Source organism: Microbacterium sp. KR10-403 (assembly GCF_040196215.1).
GTDB lineage: Bacteria > Actinomycetota > Actinomycetes > Actinomycetales > Microbacteriaceae > Microbacterium.
The window spans coordinates 514254-531805 of sequence record NZ_JBEGDC010000003.1 but is presented as its reverse complement, the minus strand read 5'-3'; the positions used below and the strand labels follow the sequence as shown (position 1 = coordinate 531805).

The 17552-nt window shown below is 71.3% G+C and carries 13 protein-coding genes; 10 read left to right on the top strand and 3 right to left on the bottom strand.

What is annotated here, in order from left to right:
• Positions 1–19: 19 nt before the first annotated feature.
• From ABMQ42_RS09255 to ABMQ42_RS09235, 5 genes are read left to right on the top strand one after another with little or no spacing between them, the layout of a single operon-like run.
• The gene (locus tag ABMQ42_RS09255; protein ID WP_349722684.1) at positions 20–1567 is read left to right on the top strand and encodes a MoxR family ATPase; all 1548 of its coding nucleotides are present in this window, start codon (positions 20–22) and stop codon (positions 1565–1567) included.
• Entirely contained in the window at positions 1564–2208 is a 645-nt protein-coding gene (locus ABMQ42_RS09250; protein ID WP_349722683.1) for a potassium transporter Kef, read from the top strand. The genes ABMQ42_RS09255 and ABMQ42_RS09250 overlap by 4 nt, the downstream gene beginning before the upstream one ends.
• Positions 2205–4055 (top strand): VWA domain-containing protein, encoded by a 1851-nt coding sequence (locus ABMQ42_RS09245; RefSeq protein WP_349722682.1) that lies wholly within the window; start codon positions 2205–2207, stop codon positions 4053–4055. The genes ABMQ42_RS09250 and ABMQ42_RS09245 overlap by 4 nt, the downstream gene beginning before the upstream one ends.
• Positions 4048–4662, top strand: coding sequence for a phosphohydrolase (locus ABMQ42_RS09240; RefSeq protein WP_349722681.1), 615 nt, complete (start codon positions 4048–4050; stop codon positions 4660–4662). Before ABMQ42_RS09245 ends, ABMQ42_RS09240 begins: the two co-directional genes overlap by 8 nt.
• Position 4663: 1 nt before the next feature.
• On the top strand, positions 4664–6007 hold the full coding sequence (locus tag ABMQ42_RS09235; RefSeq protein ID WP_349722680.1) for an AMP-binding protein: 1344 nt from the start codon (positions 4664–4666) through the stop codon (positions 6005–6007).
• 27 nt (positions 6008–6034) lie between these two features.
• On the opposite strand, the gene aceB is transcribed toward ABMQ42_RS09235, so the two are convergent.
• Together aceB and aceA are read right to left on the bottom strand one after the other, a co-directional pair.
• Complete coding sequence (gene aceB / locus ABMQ42_RS09230; RefSeq protein ID WP_349722679.1) at positions 6035–7690, bottom strand: malate synthase A; 1656 nt, start codon at positions 7688–7690, stop codon at positions 6035–6037.
• Between the two features lie 97 nt (positions 7691–7787).
• Positions 7788–9098 carry an isocitrate lyase gene (gene aceA / locus ABMQ42_RS09225; RefSeq protein WP_349722678.1) on the bottom strand — a complete coding sequence of 437 codons (1311 nt, stop codon included), beginning with the start codon at positions 9096–9098 and terminating at the stop codon, positions 7788–7790.
• Between the two features lie 136 nt (positions 9099–9234).
• On the opposite strand from aceA, the gene ABMQ42_RS09220 reads away from it, so the two are divergent.
• Both ABMQ42_RS09220 and ABMQ42_RS09215 read left to right on the top strand, forming a co-directional pair.
• On the top strand, positions 9235–10668 hold the full coding sequence (locus tag ABMQ42_RS09220) for a helix-turn-helix domain-containing protein (protein ID WP_349722677.1): 1434 nt from the start codon (positions 9235–9237) through the stop codon (positions 10666–10668).
• A 22-nt stretch (positions 10669–10690) separates the two neighbouring features.
• Positions 10691–11758 carry a S1C family serine protease gene (locus ABMQ42_RS09215; protein WP_349722676.1) on the top strand — a complete coding sequence of 356 codons (1068 nt, stop codon included), beginning with the start codon at positions 10691–10693 and terminating at the stop codon, positions 11756–11758.
• Here ABMQ42_RS09215 and ABMQ42_RS09210 read toward each other — a convergent pair.
• The gene (locus ABMQ42_RS09210; protein ID WP_349722675.1) at positions 11721–13238 is read right to left on the bottom strand and encodes a PucR family transcriptional regulator; all 1518 of its coding nucleotides are present in this window, start codon (positions 13236–13238) and stop codon (positions 11721–11723) included. The two genes, ABMQ42_RS09215 and ABMQ42_RS09210, sit on opposite strands and share 38 nt — an antisense overlap.
• Before the next feature lie 91 nt (positions 13239–13329).
• Between ABMQ42_RS09210 and gabT the strand changes: the two genes are divergently transcribed.
• The 3 genes from gabT to ABMQ42_RS09195 are packed head-to-tail and all read left to right on the top strand — an operon-like array spanning position 13330 to position 17540.
• Positions 13330–14685, top strand: a complete 1356-nt coding sequence (gabT, locus tag ABMQ42_RS09205) for a 4-aminobutyrate--2-oxoglutarate transaminase (protein WP_349722674.1) — start codon at positions 13330–13332, stop codon at positions 14683–14685.
• A 12-nt stretch (positions 14686–14697) separates the two neighbouring features.
• The gene (locus tag ABMQ42_RS09200) at positions 14698–16077 is read left to right on the top strand and encodes a flavin monoamine oxidase family protein (protein ID WP_349722673.1); all 1380 of its coding nucleotides are present in this window, start codon (positions 14698–14700) and stop codon (positions 16075–16077) included.
• Positions 16074–17540: an NAD-dependent succinate-semialdehyde dehydrogenase gene (locus ABMQ42_RS09195; RefSeq protein ID WP_349722672.1), complete on the top strand. Its 1467-nt coding sequence runs from the start codon at positions 16074–16076 to the stop codon at positions 17538–17540. The genes ABMQ42_RS09200 and ABMQ42_RS09195 overlap by 4 nt, the downstream gene beginning before the upstream one ends.
• Positions 17541–17552 lie beyond the last annotated feature (12 nt).

Sequence of the window (17552 nt, the reverse complement as noted above, 5' to 3'; positions counted from 1 at the left end):
TGAGCACCGATGGCGCCGGGTGTCGGCATCCCCCACCAATCCGGGCGCCGGTCCGGGTGTCGTCCAGGTCAGCGCCGAGGACCTCTTCCGTGACGCGGCACCCGCGGCGCTGCCGCTCGACGAGAAGGCGCGGCAGACCTACTACTGGATCGTCAACCAGGCCGTCATCTCGCCGTACTACGACGTCGAGTTCTCCGACGACGCACCGCTGGAGATCGCGGTGGGCGACGCCGGGGCCGCCGTCAGCCTGCCGAACGAGGCCTCGTTCTCGTCGAATGTGCTGCTGCCGCTGCTGACCTTCGTGGTCGGCGGCAAGTGCCTGCTCATCGGCGGACCGGGGCGTGGCAAGACGACGGTCGCCGTGCTCATGGGGGTGCTCGCCGGCGGCGCGCCCGACGACGTGCGCCGCGGTGTGCAGCAGGGGCAGCCGCAGCTGTCGGTCAGCGATCTGGTGGGCATTCCACTGCCCGCCGACCTCGTGAACGCGCAGCGACTGGCCGACATCCGCATCGCGTGGCGGGAGTGGCTGACGCGCCCCGTCAAGATCGTCGACGAGTACAACCGCATTCCCACCAAGACGCAGTCGGCACTGCTGACGATGGTCGCCGAGGGCTACGTCGAGAGCCACGACCAGATGCTGCGCACCGGCGTCGACGGGGCCGTCGAGAGCTGGTACTTCACCGCCAACGACGACGCCGGCGGCGGCACGTTCCCGGTGATCCGCGCACTGCGCGACCGCTTCGACGTCACGGTGCAGGCTGCGGGGTTCAACAGCCGTTTCGTCGACGAGCTCATCGCGCGCGTCGAGGCCGGTGAGAAGCCCGAGGAGCACGTGCCCGCCGAGCTCGTGTTCACCCCCGACGAGCAGCGGCGCATGCGCGACGCGGTGCGCGGCATGCCGATCCCCGAGCGCGTCCGCGGCCGTCTGCGCCACTTCTTCAGCCACTTCGAGTTCGTGCAGCACGGTGGCAGGCGGCTCGAGTACCGCACGAAGGACGTCGTGGCCACCAGTGGTCGCAGCGTGGCCGAGGCCATCGAGGCCAACAGCGGCGCCGATCTCGAGGTCGACCTGGGCGCGCAGACGCTGAACGGCCTGTCGGTGCGCTCGCTGCAGACGCTCATCCTGTACGCGAAGGCCATGGCGTGGTTCCGCGGCGTCGACGAGGTGACGCTCCAGGACGTCGCCGCGGTCCTCCCGTTCGTGCTGCACGACAAGCTGCTGCCCAACGAGACGCACCCGCGCTTCGACGTCGGTGCCGAGCCCGAGCTTCTCAGCGACGGCCTGAGCTGGCTGGGCGGGCTGTTCGCCCAGTCGTGCCGCGAGTACGACCAGCTGCACCGCGACCACACCGACCCCGTCGGCGCCCTGCTGCACGAGTTCGCGGCCGGTCTCGACGGCCTCTCGAAGGTCGAGGTCTCGCGGCGCATCACCGCGGTCGAGTCGGCGCTGCGCCGCATCTCCAAGGCGGGCAAGCTGTACGGCCGCGACTTCGACGACGTCGTCGCCCTGAAATATCTGCACCAGCGCTACACCGCCTACCGGCGCTGGCTCGAGCAACGGCGATGATCCGGCTGCCCGGGCACGTCGTCAATGCGCCGGCGCCGTTCGCCGACGCGCCCCTGCCCGATGCGCTCGCCGGCCTGGATCTGCCGGCCGCCGCCGATCGGGTCACGGCTCTGGGCGGCGATCGTGGCCTGTTCGCGGGTGCGCTGGCGGCCTCCTTGACGGTGGATGCCGCTCCCGACGCCGCCCGTGCCCTCGACCTGGTCGCGCTGGCGGCGTGGCGGGCCGGCGCCGCCGCGCTCCGCGCCGATGCGCTGCGGCGGCTGCCGGCTGTGCCGGCGGACGTCGCCGCCGCCGTCCTCGGGCTGTCGGCCGATGACGTGGCGTCCTTCGCCGAGCATCAGGCGGTCGACCCGCTCTGGTGGCCGCAGGCGGGCGCGGGCTGGATGCTGTCGGTCGGCGGCTTCAGCGGGCTCGGCGGCGCCTGGATCCGCCCTCCCGAGCGGGGGATCGCGCTCGACGAGCCGGGTGCGTTCGCGTTCCTCGTGGCGGGCCGCTGGTGGCGGCTGGACTGCGATGTGTTCTGCTCGGCGCTGCAGCCGATCGACGACCAGCCCGTGGCCGCCGCGCACGCCGCCGCGCAGCCCGTGCTGCGAGATGACACCCACCTCGCGTGGATCCTGCGCACCGGCGGTGCCGGATGAGCCGCGAGCTGAGCGACCTCGAGCGCGCGGCGTGGGAGAAGGCCCTCGCATTGTGGGGCGTGAGCATGCACGATCCGCGCATGCGGCCCGGCGAAGGGGAGAAGCACGGTGGCGCCCCGGCGTGGTTCACCTTTCCGGCATCGGTCACCGTGGACCCCGCGGCCGTGGCGACCTACGGCGGCACCGATGAGCTCGACAGCGTCTTCGCGCACGAGCTCGGACACCATGTGCTTGCGCCCAGCACCCGCATCGATGCGCTGAAGATCCGACATCAGCTCGGGCGCACCCTACAGGCGGCAGGGCTCGCGCACGTCTCGGACGGCCAGGTGGCGCTGCTGTCGAACCTGTGGACCGACCTGCTCGTGAACACGCGCGTCGCGCTGCTGCAGCGCGCCGAGGGGAGCGGGGATGCCGAGCCGGGCATCGTGCGCATGTGCCGAGCTCTCTATGCGCCCTCGATCGGCGGAGAAGACCGGTTGTGGTGGGTGTACTGCCGCACCTATGAGCTGCTGTGGCACCTCGTGCCGGGCACACTGTGCGCACCGCAGCCGCCAGCGGCCGTCGCTCCCGCCGTGCGCGTGTCGCAGGATGCGGACGCACGCGACCTCTCGCAGACGCTCGAACGGTTCCGCGAGAAGGAGCGCGCACTGCGCGAGGCACGCAGCAAAGCCGCGCAGATCGAAGCGGAGCTCGCTACGGTCATCACCACCGCGCCCGAGACCGACGCCGCGCTGCTGGCCGATGCCGTGCGCACGTTCGCGTCCGACCCGGTCGGCGGTGCCCTGCGGTTCGGCGTGGTGACCGCGCCCTACATCGCCGAGCGCGACAGGGCCGAGCGCAGCGGGCGCCGCGTGCCCGCCGTCGCGAGCGCCGGGGAATGCGCCGACGACACCAGGCCCGCGTCGGCCCAGGAGATCGGGCGCATCCTCGCCGATCGGCGGATGGACGAGCCCCTGCCGCAGCATCCCGGAATCTCGATGGGAGAGACGGACGACGAGTCCGCCGACGGGCGGTCGCGCGGGCAGAGACTCGGGGTCGCCGAGACCCTCGGGCTGTATCCGGCAACGGATGCCGACACGGTGCTCACCGAGTGGTACCGCATGCAGGCGGCCGCCTGGGTCCGCCCCGTCACACGCGCCCGGCCGCCGCAGGCCGAAGAACTGCCGGGGCCGCTGGAGACCTGGGAGACCGGCGACGACCTCGCCGTGATCGACTGGGCGGCGACGCTGCGCTCGGGGCCGGTGGTACCCGGTGTGACGACCAAGCGCCGGTCGCAGCTGGTCGACGAGACCGAACCGGTGCCGCAGGGGCTCGACGTCGACGTGTACATCGACTCGTCGGGGTCGATGCCGAGACCCGACAGGGGATCGCCCGCGGTCCTCGCGGCCGTGGTCCTCGCGCTCAGCGTGCTGCGCGGCGGCGGGCGGGTGCGGGTCACGAGCTTCTCCGGACCGGGGCAGGTCGCCGGTATCCCGGACTACTCCCGCCGCATCGACGAGATCATCCGTGCGATCCTCACGTTCTTCTCCGGGGGCACCACGTTCCCGATCGACCTCTATGCGCAGCGGCACCTGACCGCGCGACCCGCTCCCGGGGCGCGGCAGCGGCACGTCGTGGTGCTCTCCGACGACGGCCTCACCTCACTGTTCGGCGCGGGCAACCCCGATGCCGAAGGCATCGCCGCCGCCGTGCGCGCGACGCTGACCACCGCGACCCTCGTGCTGATGGACCGCTGGCACCAGGTGGCCGACCTCGCGGCGCAGGCCGGATACGACGTGATCTACCTGGAGACGATGGATGACGCGCCCCGCGCCTGCGCACAGCTTGCGAGGACCCTCCATGGCTGACACCGAGACGCTGCTGCAGGCCTGGGCCGAGCGGGCGAGCACCGACGACGAGGCGTGGGCGCACACGGTGCCGGGGCCGTCGTTGGACGCCGTGACGGCGCGGCTCGCGTCGGTGCCGCGCGACTTCCTCGACGAGCGCGTGTCGCTGCCCGCGCTGTTCGGCGACGTCCTGCCCGCCGTCGCAGCCCCCGCATGCCTCGCGTTCGCTGACGACGCGCGCGTGCGTACAGGCGCCGCCATCGCGCTCTGGCTGGTGGCCGCCGACGACCTCATCGAGCCTCTCGATCCGCCGCTGAACACCGCGCGCGCCGGCGTCGCCGTCGACGCGCTCGCGCTGCGCGTGGCATCCGTCGTCGACCCCGCGACCTGGCTCGTCGACGACGAGCGCCGCGTCGAGGCCGCCCGCACCTTTCTGCTCTGGGACGGCCTGCGGCCGGCGGGTGAGGACGCCGCCACGGCCCGCGCGCTGCTCGACGCGTGCGACTCGCTGGCCCGTGACCGGGCGATGGCCTCCGCCTACGAGGGGCACCGGCACCGCGCCGAGATCGCCCGGCGCCTCCAGGAGGCGCGTCAGCGCGAGGCGGCGGCCCGGTACAGCGCGGAGTGACATGGGCGATCCCGATCTGGCCGGCGCGCTCGCGCTCGAGGAGTACCGCCCCGGGGCGAGCGCGGTGCTGGCTGACGTCGAGCGGTGGCCCACGGCATCCTCTTCCGATCTCGACCGGCTGCGGCACTGGCGCACCCATCCGGATGCGCCGGCATGGACGCACGCGACCGGCGACCGTCTCACCGCCGCCCAGACCGTGCGCGTGCGCATGCCGCTGCCGCTCGAGGGCTGGCTCGATGCGCACCTCGCCGCCGCGCGGAACACCCTGCGCTACCGCGACGTGCCGGGGCTGGACACGCTCGCCGACTTCCCGACCGTGACGCGGGCCGACCTGGCCGCCGACATCGCGGCGTTCGTGCCGCTGGACGCCGACCTCGACCGCATGGTGCACGGCACCAGCTCGGGCTCGACCGGAGCCGCCCTGCAGATCCCCGACGACGTCGAGGACGTCGCGCGCACCTTCCACCTGCTGCGCGACCTGGCCTCGCGCCTGGGCGTGCGTATCGAGCCCGACCGCGGCCGGATGGTGCTGGCCAATCTCGTCCACCAGCGCGAGGCGTTCACCTACGTCTCGCTCGTCTCGAGCTTCGCGCACACCGTGATGGCGCGGGTGAACCTGCACTCGGCGTCGTGGCCGGATGCGGCATCCCGCCGCCGCTTCCTCGCCGAGGCGGACCCGCAGATCCTCTCCGGACATCCGACGAGCCTCGAGGCCGCGTGCGATCTGCGCGACGTGCTGCATCCGAAGGTCGCGTTCTCGTCGGCGATGGAGCTGTCGGCGCCGCTGCGCGCCCGCATCGAAGACGCCCTGCAGTGCCCCGTCATCGACCTGTACGGGCTGCACGAGACGCGGCCGATCGCCTGGCGGCCCGACGCGGGACCGTTCCGTGTGCTCGAGCGGCGGGTGCTCGTCGAGCTGCTCGACGCCGACGGGGATGCGGTGCCCGACGGCGAGGTCGGCGAGATCACGGTGACGGCCGGTGAGAACCTGCTGCTGCCGCTCGTGCGGTACCGGACCGGCGACTTCGCGCGGCGCGTACCCGAGGGCCTCGCCGACCTCGAGGGGCGGGCGCACGTCGTCTTCCGGGCAGCGGACGGTCGACGGGTGCCGTCGGTCGATCTCACCCAGCAGCTGCAGGCCCACGGGGCCCTCGGCTGGTCGGTGGCGCAGGATGCCGCGGGTGCCGTGCGGGCGTGGATCGCCGGCGGAGACACCACGGCGATCGACGCCGCGCTGCGGGCGCTGCTGGGCGGCGAAGTGCGGGTCGAGCAGATCGGCACACTCGCCGCTCTGGGCGAGGGCAAGCCGCGGCGTTACACGACGGAGCGCGGCCCGCTCGGGTGAACAGGCCGCGCTCGCGTGCGGTGAGGGTCAGTCCTTCTCCACCAGCGACCGCGAGTAGGCGCCCTGGGTCAGGAACGCGGGGAACTCCTCGCGCAGCGACACCTCGCGGAACACGTCGGCGGCGTCGTCGAACCGGTCGCCGTCGAAGCGCGCCACGCTCGAGAGCACCTCGTCGATGAGCTCTTCGACGTACTCCTTCGTGATCGCGGTGCCCTCGGCGGTGACGCGGTCCTGATGGATCCACTGCCAGATCTGCGAGCGCGAGATCTCGGCAGTCGCGGCATCCTCCATCAGATTGTCGATCGCGACGGCCCCGTAGCCGCGCAGCCAGGCCTCGATGTAGCGGATGCCCACCGACACATTGCCCTGCACGCCCGCCTCGGTGATGGGGCGCCCGATGCGCAGGTCGATCAGCTGCCCGGCCTCGATGTGCACGTCGTCGCGCTGCCGGTCGATCTGGTTCGGACGCTCGCCCAGCACCGCGTCGAACTCGGCCTGCGCGGCCGGGATCAGGTCGGGGTGGGCCACCCAAGTGCCGTCGAAGCCGTCGCCGGCCTCGCGGTTCTTGTCTGCGGCGACCTTCTCGAGCGCCTGCGCGGTCACCTCGGGGTCGCGCCGGTTCGGGATGAACGCGCTCATGCCGCCGATGGCGAAGGCGCCGCGCTTGTGGCAGGTCTTCACCAGCAGCTCGGTGTACGCGCGCATGAACGGCACGGTCATCGTGACCTCGCTGCGATCGGGCAGAACGAAGCGGGCCCCCCGGCCGCGGTAGTTCTTGATGATCGAGAAGATGTAGTCCCAACGACCCGCGTTCAGGCCCGCGCAGTGCTCGCGCAGCTCGAACAGGATCTCCTCCATCTCGAACGCCGCGGGGAGCGTCTCGATGAGCACGGTGGCGCGGACGGTGCCGTGCGCGATGCCCAGGCGCTGCTCGCTGAAGGTGAACACGTCGTCCCACAGCTTCGCCTCTTCGGCGCTCTCGATCTTCGGCAGGTAGAAGTAGGGACCCGTGCCCGAGTCGATCAGCGCCTGCGCGTTGTGGAAGAAGTACAGCCCGAAGTCCACGAGGGAGCCGGATGCCGCCATGCGGCGCCCGGTACGGTCGGTGAACCGGATGTGCTCCTCGATGAGGTGCCAGCCGCGCGGGCGCATGACGATCGTCGGCGTCTGCTCGGCCGTGACCCGGTACTGCTTGCCCTCGGGGCTCGTGTACTCGAGCCGCCCGCGGATCGCGTCGTACAGCGACAGCTGACCCTCGATGACGTTGCGCCAGGTGGGGCTGGTGGCGTCCTCCTGGTCGGCGAGCCACACACGGGCGCCCGAGTTCAGGGCGTTGATGGTCATCTTCGGGTCGGTGGGACCGGTGATCTCCACGCGGCGGTCGACGAGTCCCGGGGCGGTGCCGGCCACGCGCCAGTCGGGGTCGTTGCGGATGTGCGCGGTGTCGTCGCGGAAGTGCGGGTCGTGCCCGTTGCCGATCTCGAAGCGGCGGCGCATGCGCTCGGCGAGCCGGTCGTGCCGGCGGCCGCCGAAGCGGTGGTGCAGCTCGGTGAGGAAGTCCAGCGCCTCGGGGGTGAGGATCTCGTCGTACCGCTCGCGGATCGGGCCCTCGACCTCGATCGAGGGCTGCTGGGTGGGAATCGGATTGGTCGTGGGCGGGGTGCCCGTGGTGGTGATGGTCATGATCGGTCCTCGTCTGAGAAGGAAAGAGAATCGGATGCCTCGACCCAGGGATTCGACTCGAAGGTCGAGGCATCCGTGACCGGGATCGCCGGTCGGTCTAGTGGAACTGTGCAGCCTCGGTGGAGCCGGCCAGGGCCAGCGTCGCGCTGTCGGGGTTGAGCGCGGTGGAGACGACGTCGAAGTAGCCCGTTCCGGCCTCGCGCTGGTGCTTGGTGGCGGTGTACCCGTCGGCTTCGGCGGCGAACTCCGCCTCCTGCAGGTCGACGTACGCGCTCATGGCGCGCTCGGCGTACCCGCGAGCGAGGTCGAACATGGAGTGGTTGAGGGCGTGGAAGCCGGCCAGGGTGATGAACTGGAACGCGTAGCCCAGTTCGGCCAGGTCGGCCTGGAACCGCGCGATCTGCGCGTCGTCCAGGTGGCTCTTCCAGTTGAAGCTCGGCGAGCAGTTGTACGCGAGCTTCTTGCCGGGGAACTGGGCGTGGATCGCGTTCGCGAACTCGCGCGCCAGCTCGATGTCGGGTTCGCCGGTCTCGACCCAGAGCAGGTCGGCGTACGGGGCGAAGGCGAGGCCGCGGGCGATGACCGGCTCGATGCCGTTGCGCACGCGGTAGAAGCCCTCGGTCGTGCGCTCGCCGGTGAGGAACTCGCGGTCGCGCTCGTCGACGTCGCTGGTGAGCAGGTCGGCGGCCAGCGCGTCGGTGCGCGCGATCTGAACCGTCGGGACGCCCGCCACGTCGGCTGCGAGGCGCGCGGCGTTCAGCGTGCGGATGTGCTGCTGGGTGGGCACCAGCACCTTGCCGCCGAGGTGGCCGCACTTCTTCTCGCTGGCCAGCTGGTCTTCCCAGTGGATGCCGGCGGCACCGGCCTGGATCATGGCGTGTGCGAGCTCGTAGGCGTTCAGCGGCCCGCCGAAGCCGGCCTCGGCGTCGGCGACGATCGGCGCCAGCCAGTCCTGCGTGAGCGCGCCCTCGGCGTGCTCGAGCTGGTCCTGGCGGATCAGTGCGTTGTTGATGCGGCGCACGACGGCGGGCACCGAGTTGGCCGGGTACAGGCTCTGGTCGGGGTAGGTCTGCCCGGCGAGGTTGCCGTCGGCGGCCACCTGCCAGCCGGACAGGTAGATCGCCTTCAGTCCCGCACGCACCTGCTGCACGGCCTGGCCGCCGGTGTAAGCGCCCAGGGCCCGCACGTAGTCCTCGGTGTGGATGAGGTTCCAGAGGTTCTCGGCGCCGCGGCGGGCCAGGGTCGACTCCTCGCGGACGCTGCCGCGCAGGCGGATGACGTCTTCGGCGGTGTAGGTGCGCTCGATGCCGTCCCAGCGGGGGTCGGTGTCCCAGATCTCCTGCAGCTCTGCGGCGGTCTGGACCTGGTCGCCCGCACGGAGGGGGCCGGGAGTGGAGGTGAATGTCATGGCGTTCTCCTTCGAAAGCGGGTGGCGGTGTGCCTCGGTCGGTGTGGTTCCACTCTGGGTGAAGTCCAGGCGTTGATTTGACCAATTCGAGGGAGAAGTTTTGGCGTATTTCTGTTTTTCGTGACATCATCGCGGGATGGACGACGCAGACGCGCTCACGATCGGCCGCCGCATCCGGCAGCTGCGCACCTCCCGGCAGATGACGCTGGAGGCCCTCGCCACCGCGATCGAGCGCGCGCCCAGTCAGGTGTCGATGATCGAGAACGGAAAGCGCGAGCCCAAGCTCACCCAGCTGAAGGCGATCGCCAAGGCGCTCGGCACGACGCTGGACGCCCTGCTCGAGACCGAGCCGCTCGACGAGCGCGCGGAGATGGAGATCGCGCTCGAGCGCGCGATGGGCGGGCAGACCTTCCAGAGCCTGGGGATCTCCCCGTTCCGCATCGGCAGGACCGTGCCCGACGACGCGCTGCGGGCGCTGCTGGCGCTGCAGGGCGAGATCGAACGGCTCAAGGATGAGCGCTCGGCCACCCCCGAAGAGGCACGCCGGGCCAACGTCGCGCTGCGCCGGCTCATGCGCCGGCAGGACAACCACTTCCCCGAGCTCGAGCGCGAGGCGGCCCGGATCCTCGAGGCAGTGGACCACCCGGGCGGTCCACTGACCCAGCGCACGGCATCCGACATCGCCGCCCATCTCGGGTTCACCCTGCACTACGTGTCGGACCTGCCGCAGACCACGCGCAGTGTCGCCGATCTGCGCAACGGGCGCCTGTATCTGTCGAACCGGCTGACGGCCAAGGGCGACCCGCGCACGGCGGTACTGCAGGCGCTGTCGAGCCGCATCCTCGGGCACGACGAGCCGACCAGCTATGCCCAGTTCCTGCGGCAGCGGGTGGAGACGAACTACCTCACCGGGGCGCTGCTGATCCCCGAGTCGCACGCGGTGCCGTTCCTCGAAGACGCGAAGAAGGACCGGGCGATCTCCATCGAAGATCTGCGCGACGCCTACTCGGTGTCGTATGAGACGGCCGCGCACCGATTCACGAACCTCGCGACCGTGCACCTGGGCATCCGCGTGCACTTCCTCAAGGTGCACGAGTCGGGCACGATCACGAAGGCGTACGAGAACGACGACGTGAACTTCCCGACCGATCGGCTCGGCTCCATCGAAGGCCAGATGTGCTGCCGCAAGTGGACGAGCCGGGTGGTCTTCGACGTCGACGACTACTTCAACCCGTACTACCAGTACACCGACACCGGCAACGGCACCTATTGGTGCACGGCACGTGTGCAGTCCTCGAGCGAAGGGGCGCACTCGGTGTCGGTGGGCGTGCGCTTCGACGACACGAAGTGGTTCCTGGGGCGCGACACCGGCAACCGGGGCGTCTCGCCGCACGCGACGGAGGTGTGCTGCCGGCGGGCCCCCGCCCAGCTGGAGACCACCTGGCGCGGCAGCTCGTGGCCGAACGTGGCCACGCCGCGCACGCTGCTGGCGACGCTGCCGACCGGGGCGTTCCCGGGCGTCGACACGACCGACGTGTACGAGTTCCTCCAAGCGCACGCGCCGGCGTAGCAGGTACGGCACACTGAGGGGTATGCCCAAGGTCAGTGTGAAGATCTGGTCGATCGTCGCCGCGATAGCCCTCGTCGTCGGGGGAGGGGCCGCGTGGGGCGTCACCGCGATCGTGTCGGCATTCACCCCCGACGCCGTGTGCAACGCGCAGCGCGTCGCCGACGACGTGCTGCCCACCGTCGTGACCATCGACGTCTCCTCCGCCGCGGGCAACGGCAACGGCACCGGCGAGATCATCCGCGACACCGGCTACATCCTCACCAACAACCACGTCATCGCCGCGGCGGCGACGAGCGGATCGATCACCGTCACGTTCTCGAACGGGCACACCGTTCCCGCGACGCTCGTCGGCCGCGACATCCGCAACGACATCGCGGTCGTGAAGACCGATGTCGACCAGAAGCTGCCCGTCATCGGGCAGGGCAACAGCGAGGGGCTCGCCGTCGGCCAGCCCGTCGTGGCGCTCGGCGCGCCGCTGGGACTGTCGAGCACCGTCACGGCGGGGATCGTCAGCGCCCTCGGGCGCAACGTGCCGGTGCCCGTCGACGACACGCGCACGACGGTGCTGTCGGGGGCGATCCAGACCGACGCCGCGATCAATCCCGGCAACTCGGGCGGGCCGCTGGTGGACTGCGCGGGGCGGCTGATCGGCGTCAACACCGCGATCGCCACGGTGCCCAACGAGACCGGTGCGAACGGCGGCGGGTCGGTGGGCATCGGCTTCGCCGTCCCGGTCGACCTCGCGATGCGGCTGGCTGACGATCTCATCGAGCACGGGACGATCGCCTATCCGAGCCTCGATGTGCAGGTGGTCCCGGTGCCGCCCTCGGTGGCGCGTGCCTGGGGCATCCCGCACGGACTGTTCGTGCAGTCGGCGACCGGCGCGGCGGCTGATGCCGGGGTGAAGGCCGGCGATGTGATCGTGTCGATCGACGGCCGGGCGATGGACAGCACCGATGCCCTCGCCCTGCTGCTGATCACCAAGACCGCGGGCGACCAGGTGAAGATCACCCTGCTGCGCGACGGCGAGCAGCACACGGTGTCGGCGACGCTCACCGAGACGGCGTCTGCGGTGCCGCTGGCGGGCTGACCGCCTGCAGGGCCGCCCACAGCTCGGCCTGCGCGGGGAAGGTCCCGAGGTCGACGCCCAACAGCTGCTGTGCCTGCGCGATGCGCGCGCGCACGGTGTGCCGGTGCACGCCCAGCGCCTCGGCGGCGACGTCGTAGCGCGCGTCGTGCGCAAGCCAGACCCGCGCCGTCTCGACGAGCGTCGCGTGTCCGTCGAGCGGCGCGAGCGCGGCGGCGGCCAGGGCGCGCCCGGTCTCGGTGTCGAGCGCCGACAGCACCGATCCGTGCAGCTCGTCGAAGCGGCTGACCTGCTCCGTGCCGCGCACGAGCGCGGTGCGAGCCTCGTCCACCCCGCGCGCGAACGCGGCGTACGGCACCGGCGTGGACACCCCGAGCTGCAGGCCGAACCGTCGTGCGACGTCGTCGAAGAGGGATGCCGCGCGCGGCGTCGCAGCCAGCACCAGGCCCTCGTCGTCGCGGCCGAAGAAGACCGTGCCGCGCTCGAAGTCCGCGCGCAGCTCGAGCCATTCGATGACGGCGTCGTCCGCCGCATCCGCCGCCGCCACCAGCACGGGGGCGGCCGGCAGCCCGCCCCACATGTCGCGCGCGATGCGGCGCGCGAGGGTGGTGTCACCCGACCGCAGCGACTGCAGCACGCCGCTGCGCATGAGCGCCCGCGCGCGGGCGATGCCGGCGCCCTGCTCGAGCGCGAGCCCCGCCATCGCGATGACCGAGGTGACCAGCCCGCGCCCTTCCTGGTCGAGGTCGCTGGCGGCGATGGCGATCACGCCGCGCAGATGCCCGGTGCGGCCCAGCGTCTGCAGGGTGAACGGCGTGTCGTCGACCGCGAACGACGAGCCCGCACGCGCCCCGCGTCGCAGCACGCGCGCGACGTCCTGGGCCAGTGCCGCCGTCGTCTCGGCGTCGAGCGCCCCGGCCGGATGCTCGCGGATCAGCATCCCCGCCGCGTCGAACTGCCCGACCCACGCGTCGAGCTGTCGCGCCAGTTCGGCGAGCGTCGCGCCCAGCCCGTCGGGCCGCAGCGCCGCCAGTGCGATCGCGCGCTGCGCCTCGAGCGCCCAGCTGCGCCGTGCGAACGCCTGCGCGGCGATGGCCTCGGTGTGCACGCGGGCCACGGCGATGAACGGCGTGCGATACGGCACCTCGAACAGCGGCATGCGCGCGGTGCGGCAGGCGTCGACGAGCAGGGGAGGGATGCCGGCACGCACGACATCCGTGCCGAATCCGAGCCCGCGCACGCCGGCCCTGCCCAGCCGTGCGACGTAGGCGTCGATCTCAGCGGCGTCGTCGCCGAGCTGCGTGCCGGTGGTCAGCAGCACGAGCTGCTCGGTGAGGAACGGTGTCGGGTCGGCCAGGTCGGTGCCGTGCACCCAGCGCACCGGCTCGTCGAGTGCGCCGGGCGCCAGGTCGCCCTCGTCGACCGCCAGCCTCAGATGCAGGTCGCTGTGCGCGATCAGACCGCGCAGGGTCGTGGCATCCATCGCTCTCCTTGTACGTCGTGGCGAGCAGTACGCGTTCACTGTACTCGAGGGCGGGTGACGGTGAGGAAGCGGGAGACCTAGCATCCCAGATATGAGCACTGCGGCTTCGAGCACCACCATCGTCGGCGGCCCCACCCTTCCCCAGGAGCGGCGCCTGGTCACCTCCATCCCCGGACCGCGTTCGCAGGAGATCCTCGCGCGCAAGTCCGAGGCCGTCGCGGCGGGCGTCAGCCATTCCGCACCGATCGCGGCGGTCGCCGCGGGCGGCGGCGTCATCGTCGACGCCGACGGCAACTCCCTCATCGACCTGGGCAGCGGCATCGCCGTCACCACGGTCGGCAACGCGCACCCGAAGGTCGTCGCGGCCGTGCAGGAGCAGGTCGCGCAGTTCACGCACACCTGCTTCATGATCTCGCCGTACGAGTCGTACATCGCGGTCGCCGAGGCCCTCAACCGCCTCACCCCCGGTGACTTCGCCAAGAAGTCGGCACTGTTCAACTCGGGCGCCGAGGCCGTCGAGAACGCCGTGAAGATCGCCCGCAAGCACACCGGCAAGCAGGCGGTCGTCGCGTTCGACCACGGCTACCACGGCCGCACGAACCTCACCATGGCGCTGACGGCAAAGTCGATGCCGTACAAGAGCGGCTTCGGGCCGTTCGCGGGCGAGGTCTACCGTGCGCCGATGTCGTACCCGTTCCGTGACGGACTGAGCGGACAGGATGCCGCGGCCCGCGCCATCGCGCAGATCGAGAAGCAGGTGGGGGCCGAGAACCTCGCCGCGATCCTCATCGAGCCCATCCAGGGCGAGGGCGGCTTCATCGTCCCCGCCGACGGCTTCCTGCCGGCGCTCGTCGAATGGTGCCGTGCGAACGACGTCGTGTTCATCGCCGACGAGGTGCAGACCGGTTTCGCCCGCACCGGCGCGATGTTCGCCAGCGAGCTGTTCGGCATCGAGCCCGACCTCATCACGACGGCCAAGGGCATCGCGGGGGGCCTGCCCTTGGCCGCCGTGACCGGCCGTGCCGAGATCATGGATGCCGCGCACCCGGGCGGCCTCGGCGGCACCTACGGCGGCAACCCGGTCGCCTGTGCCGCGGCGCTCGCCGCGATCGACGTGTTCGAGAACGACGGACTCGTCGAGCGGGCGCGCCGGATCGGCGACATCCTGCTGCCGCGACTGGCCGGGATCCAGGCCTCCGACCCCCGCGTGGGCGACGTGCGCGGCCGCGGTGCCATGGTGGCCGTCGAGTTCGTCGACCCGGCCACCGGCGCTCCCGACTCGGCCTTGACCGGCGCGATCGCGAAGGACTGCGTCGCGCAGGGGGTGGTCGTGCTCACCTGCGGCACGTTCGGCAACGTCATCCGCTTCCTCCCGCCGCTGTCGATCGACGACGCGCTGCTGAACGAGGGCCTCGACGTCGTCGCCGCAGCCCTGGCCGCGCACTGAGCAGCGCATCGGATGAAGGAAGACATCGTGACCGAGATCACCCGTGACGTCGTCGTCATCGGCGCCGGCCCCGCCGGCACCACCGCGGCGACCGCGTTGAAGGAGGCCGGCCTGTCGGTGGCGGTGCTCGAGGCCCGTGACCGCGTGGGCGGCCGCACCTGGACGAACACCGTCGACGGCGCCTGGCTCGAATTGGGCGGCCAGTGGATCTCGCCCGATCAGACCGCGCTGCTCGAGACGATCGACGACCTGGGGCTGCGCACCTACAGCCGCTACCGCGAGGGCGAGTCGGTCTACATCGGCCGTGACGGCCGGCTCGTGCGCTTCACCGGAGACATCTTCCCGGTGGCGCCGGAGACGGAGAAGACCATGATCGCGCTCATCGAGAAGCTCGATGCCATGGTCGCCGAGGTCGACCCCGATCGCGTGTGGGAGGCTCCCGACGCCGATGCGCTCGACAGGATCTCGTTCGAGGCGTGGCTGCGCGAGCAGACCTCCGACCAAGAGGCGATCGACAACATCGGACTGTTCATCGGCGCGATGATGCTCACCAAGCCGCCGCACGCCTTCTCGGCGCTGCAGGCGCTGCAGATGGCGGCATCCGCCGGCAGCTTCACCGACCTCGTCGACGCGGACTTCATCCTCGACAAGCGGGTCGTGGGCGGCATGCAGTCCGTCTCGCAGGGACTGGCCGCGCGCTTGGGCGACGACGTCTTCCTCGAGCAGCCGGTGCGCTTCCTCGAGTGGGACGAGAACGGCGTCGTGGCGCGCGCCGACGGGATGACCGTGCGCGCCCGGCATGCGGTCCTCGCGCATGCCCCCGTGCTGTACAGCCGCATCTCGTTCGACCCGCCGCTGCCGCGCCGCCAGCAGCAGCTGCATCAGCACCTGTCGATGGGCCTGGTCATCAAGGTGCACGCCGTCTACGACCGTCCGTTCTGGCGCGAGCAGGGCCTGTCGGCCACGGCGTTCAGCCCGTACGAGCTCGTGCACGAGGCCTATGACAACACCAACCACGGAGAGGAGCGTGGCACCCTCGTCGGCTTCGTCTCCGATCGGCTCGCCGACGACGTGTTCGAGCTGAGCGCCGACGAGCGCCGCGAGCGGATCCTCGAGTCGCTCGCGCACTACTACGGGCCCGAGGCCAAGAACCCCGTCGTCTACTACGAGAGCGACTGGGGTACCGAGGAGTGGACGCGCGGCGCCTACGCGGCCAGCTTCGACCTGGGCGGCCTCGCGCGCTATCAGAAGGACGTGCGCGCGGCCGTGGGACCGATCCACTTCGCGTGCAGCGACATCGCGGGCGCGGGCTTCCAGCACGTCGACGGCGCGATCCGCATGGGCCGCAGCGTCGCCGCCGAGATCATCGCCGAGAGCAAGGAGAGCAAATGACCGCCGAACAGGAAGCAGAGCTGCTCGGCCGCATCCCCGCGGGGCTTTTCATCGGAGGAGAGTGGGTCGACGCCGAGGGCGGCAAGACCTTCGATGTCCACGACCCCAGCACCGGCGCGGTCATCCGCACGATCGCCGATGCCTCGCCCGCCGACGGCATCCGGGCCCTCGACGCCGCGGTCGCTGCGCAGGAGGCCTGGGCGGCCACCCCGCCCCGCTGTCGCAGCGACATCCTGCGCCGGGCGTGGGAGCTCGTCCAGGAGCACAAGGACGACCTCGCGCTGCTGATGACGCTCGAGATGGGCAAGCCGCTGGCCGAGGCCGCCGGCGAGGTCGTCTACGGCGGCGAGTTCCTGCGCTGGTTCAGTGAGGAGGCCGTGCGCATCGAGGGCCGCTACGGGCTGAACCCCGAGGGGACCGGCCGCATGGTCGTCTCGCAGCGCCCGGTGGGTCCGTCGTTCTTCATCACGCCGTGGAACTTCCCGTTCGCGATGGCCACCCGCAAGATCGGTCCCGCGCTGGCCGCCGGGTGCACGGTCGTGGTCAAGCCCGCCCAGCTGACGCCGCTGACGACGATGTTCTTCGCGACGCTGCTGCAGGAGGCGGGTCTGCCCGCCGGCGTCGTCAACATCGTGTCGACGACCACGTCGGGGCGGGTCTCGGGCCCGATCATCGCCGACCCGCGCCTGCGCAAGCTGTCGTTCACGGGGTCGACCGAGGTCGGCAAGCGCCTCATCGCCGACGCGGCCCAGAACGTGCTGCGCGTGTCGATGGAGCTGGGCGGCAACGCCCCGTTCGTCGTCTTCGAGGACGCCGACCTCGACAAGGCCGTGGAGGGGGCCCTTGCCGCCAAGTTCCGCAACATCGGGCAGGCGTGCACGGCCGCGAACCGGTTCATCGTGCACGAGGACGTCGCCGAGCGGTTCGCGACCCGCATCACCGAGCGCGTGAAGGCCATGAAGATCGGTCGCGGCACCGAAGAGGGCGTCACCATCGGCCCCCTCATCGACGCCGACGCCGTCGCGAAGGCAGGAGCCCTGGTGAAGGATGCCGCGGCCCGCGGCGCGATCGTGCGCACCGGGGGAGAGGCCATCGCCTCCGACGGCACCTTCTTCCAGCCCACCGTGATCAGCGACGTGCAGGCCGGCAGCGACATCCTCCGCGAGGAGATCTTCGGCCCGGTGCTGGCGATCGCCACCTTCCGCGACGAGGATGAGGCTGTGCGCCTGGCCAATGACACCGAGTTCGGACTCGTGTCGTACGTCTTCACCGAAGACCTGGCCCGCGGCCACCGGATGATCGATCGGCTCGAGTCGGGGATGATGGGCCTGAACGCGGGCGTCATCTCCAACGCGGCGGCCCCGTTCGGCGGCGTGAAGCAGTCGGGCCTGGGCCGCGAGGGCGGTGCCGAGGGCATCCACGAGTACCTGTCCACGAAGTACACCATGATCCCCACGGACTGAGAGCAGGAGGCA

Excerpts from the sequence above, each read along its gene's own strand:
- ABMQ42_RS09250 (WP_349722683.1), top strand. The coding sequence starts at position 1,564 with ATGATCCGGCTGCCCGGGCACGTCGTCAATGCGCCGGCGCCGTTCGCC.
- ABMQ42_RS09245 (WP_349722682.1), top strand. The coding sequence starts at position 2,205 with ATGAGCCGCGAGCTGAGCGACCTCGAGCGCGCGGCGTGGGAGAAGGCC.
- ABMQ42_RS09240 (WP_349722681.1), top strand. The coding sequence starts at position 4,048 with ATGGCTGACACCGAGACGCTGCTGCAGGCCTGGGCCGAGCGGGCGAGC.
- ABMQ42_RS09235 (WP_349722680.1), top strand. The coding sequence starts at position 4,664 with ATGGGCGATCCCGATCTGGCCGGCGCGCTCGCGCTCGAGGAGTACCGC.
- aceB (WP_349722679.1), bottom strand. The coding sequence starts at position 7,690 with ATGACCATCACCACCACGGGCACCCCGCCCACGACCAATCCGATTCCC.
- aceA (WP_349722678.1), bottom strand. The coding sequence starts at position 9,098 with ATGACATTCACCTCCACTCCCGGCCCCCTCCGTGCGGGCGACCAGGTC.
- ABMQ42_RS09220 (WP_349722677.1), top strand. The coding sequence starts at position 9,235 with ATGGACGACGCAGACGCGCTCACGATCGGCCGCCGCATCCGGCAGCTG.
- ABMQ42_RS09215 (WP_349722676.1), top strand. The coding sequence starts at position 10,691 with ATGCCCAAGGTCAGTGTGAAGATCTGGTCGATCGTCGCCGCGATAGCC.
- ABMQ42_RS09210 (WP_349722675.1), bottom strand. The coding sequence starts at position 13,238 with ATGGATGCCACGACCCTGCGCGGTCTGATCGCGCACAGCGACCTGCAT.
- gabT (WP_349722674.1), top strand. The coding sequence starts at position 13,330 with ATGAGCACTGCGGCTTCGAGCACCACCATCGTCGGCGGCCCCACCCTT.
- ABMQ42_RS09200 (WP_349722673.1), top strand. The coding sequence starts at position 14,698 with ATGAAGGAAGACATCGTGACCGAGATCACCCGTGACGTCGTCGTCATC.
- ABMQ42_RS09195 (WP_349722672.1), top strand. The coding sequence starts at position 16,074 with ATGACCGCCGAACAGGAAGCAGAGCTGCTCGGCCGCATCCCCGCGGGG.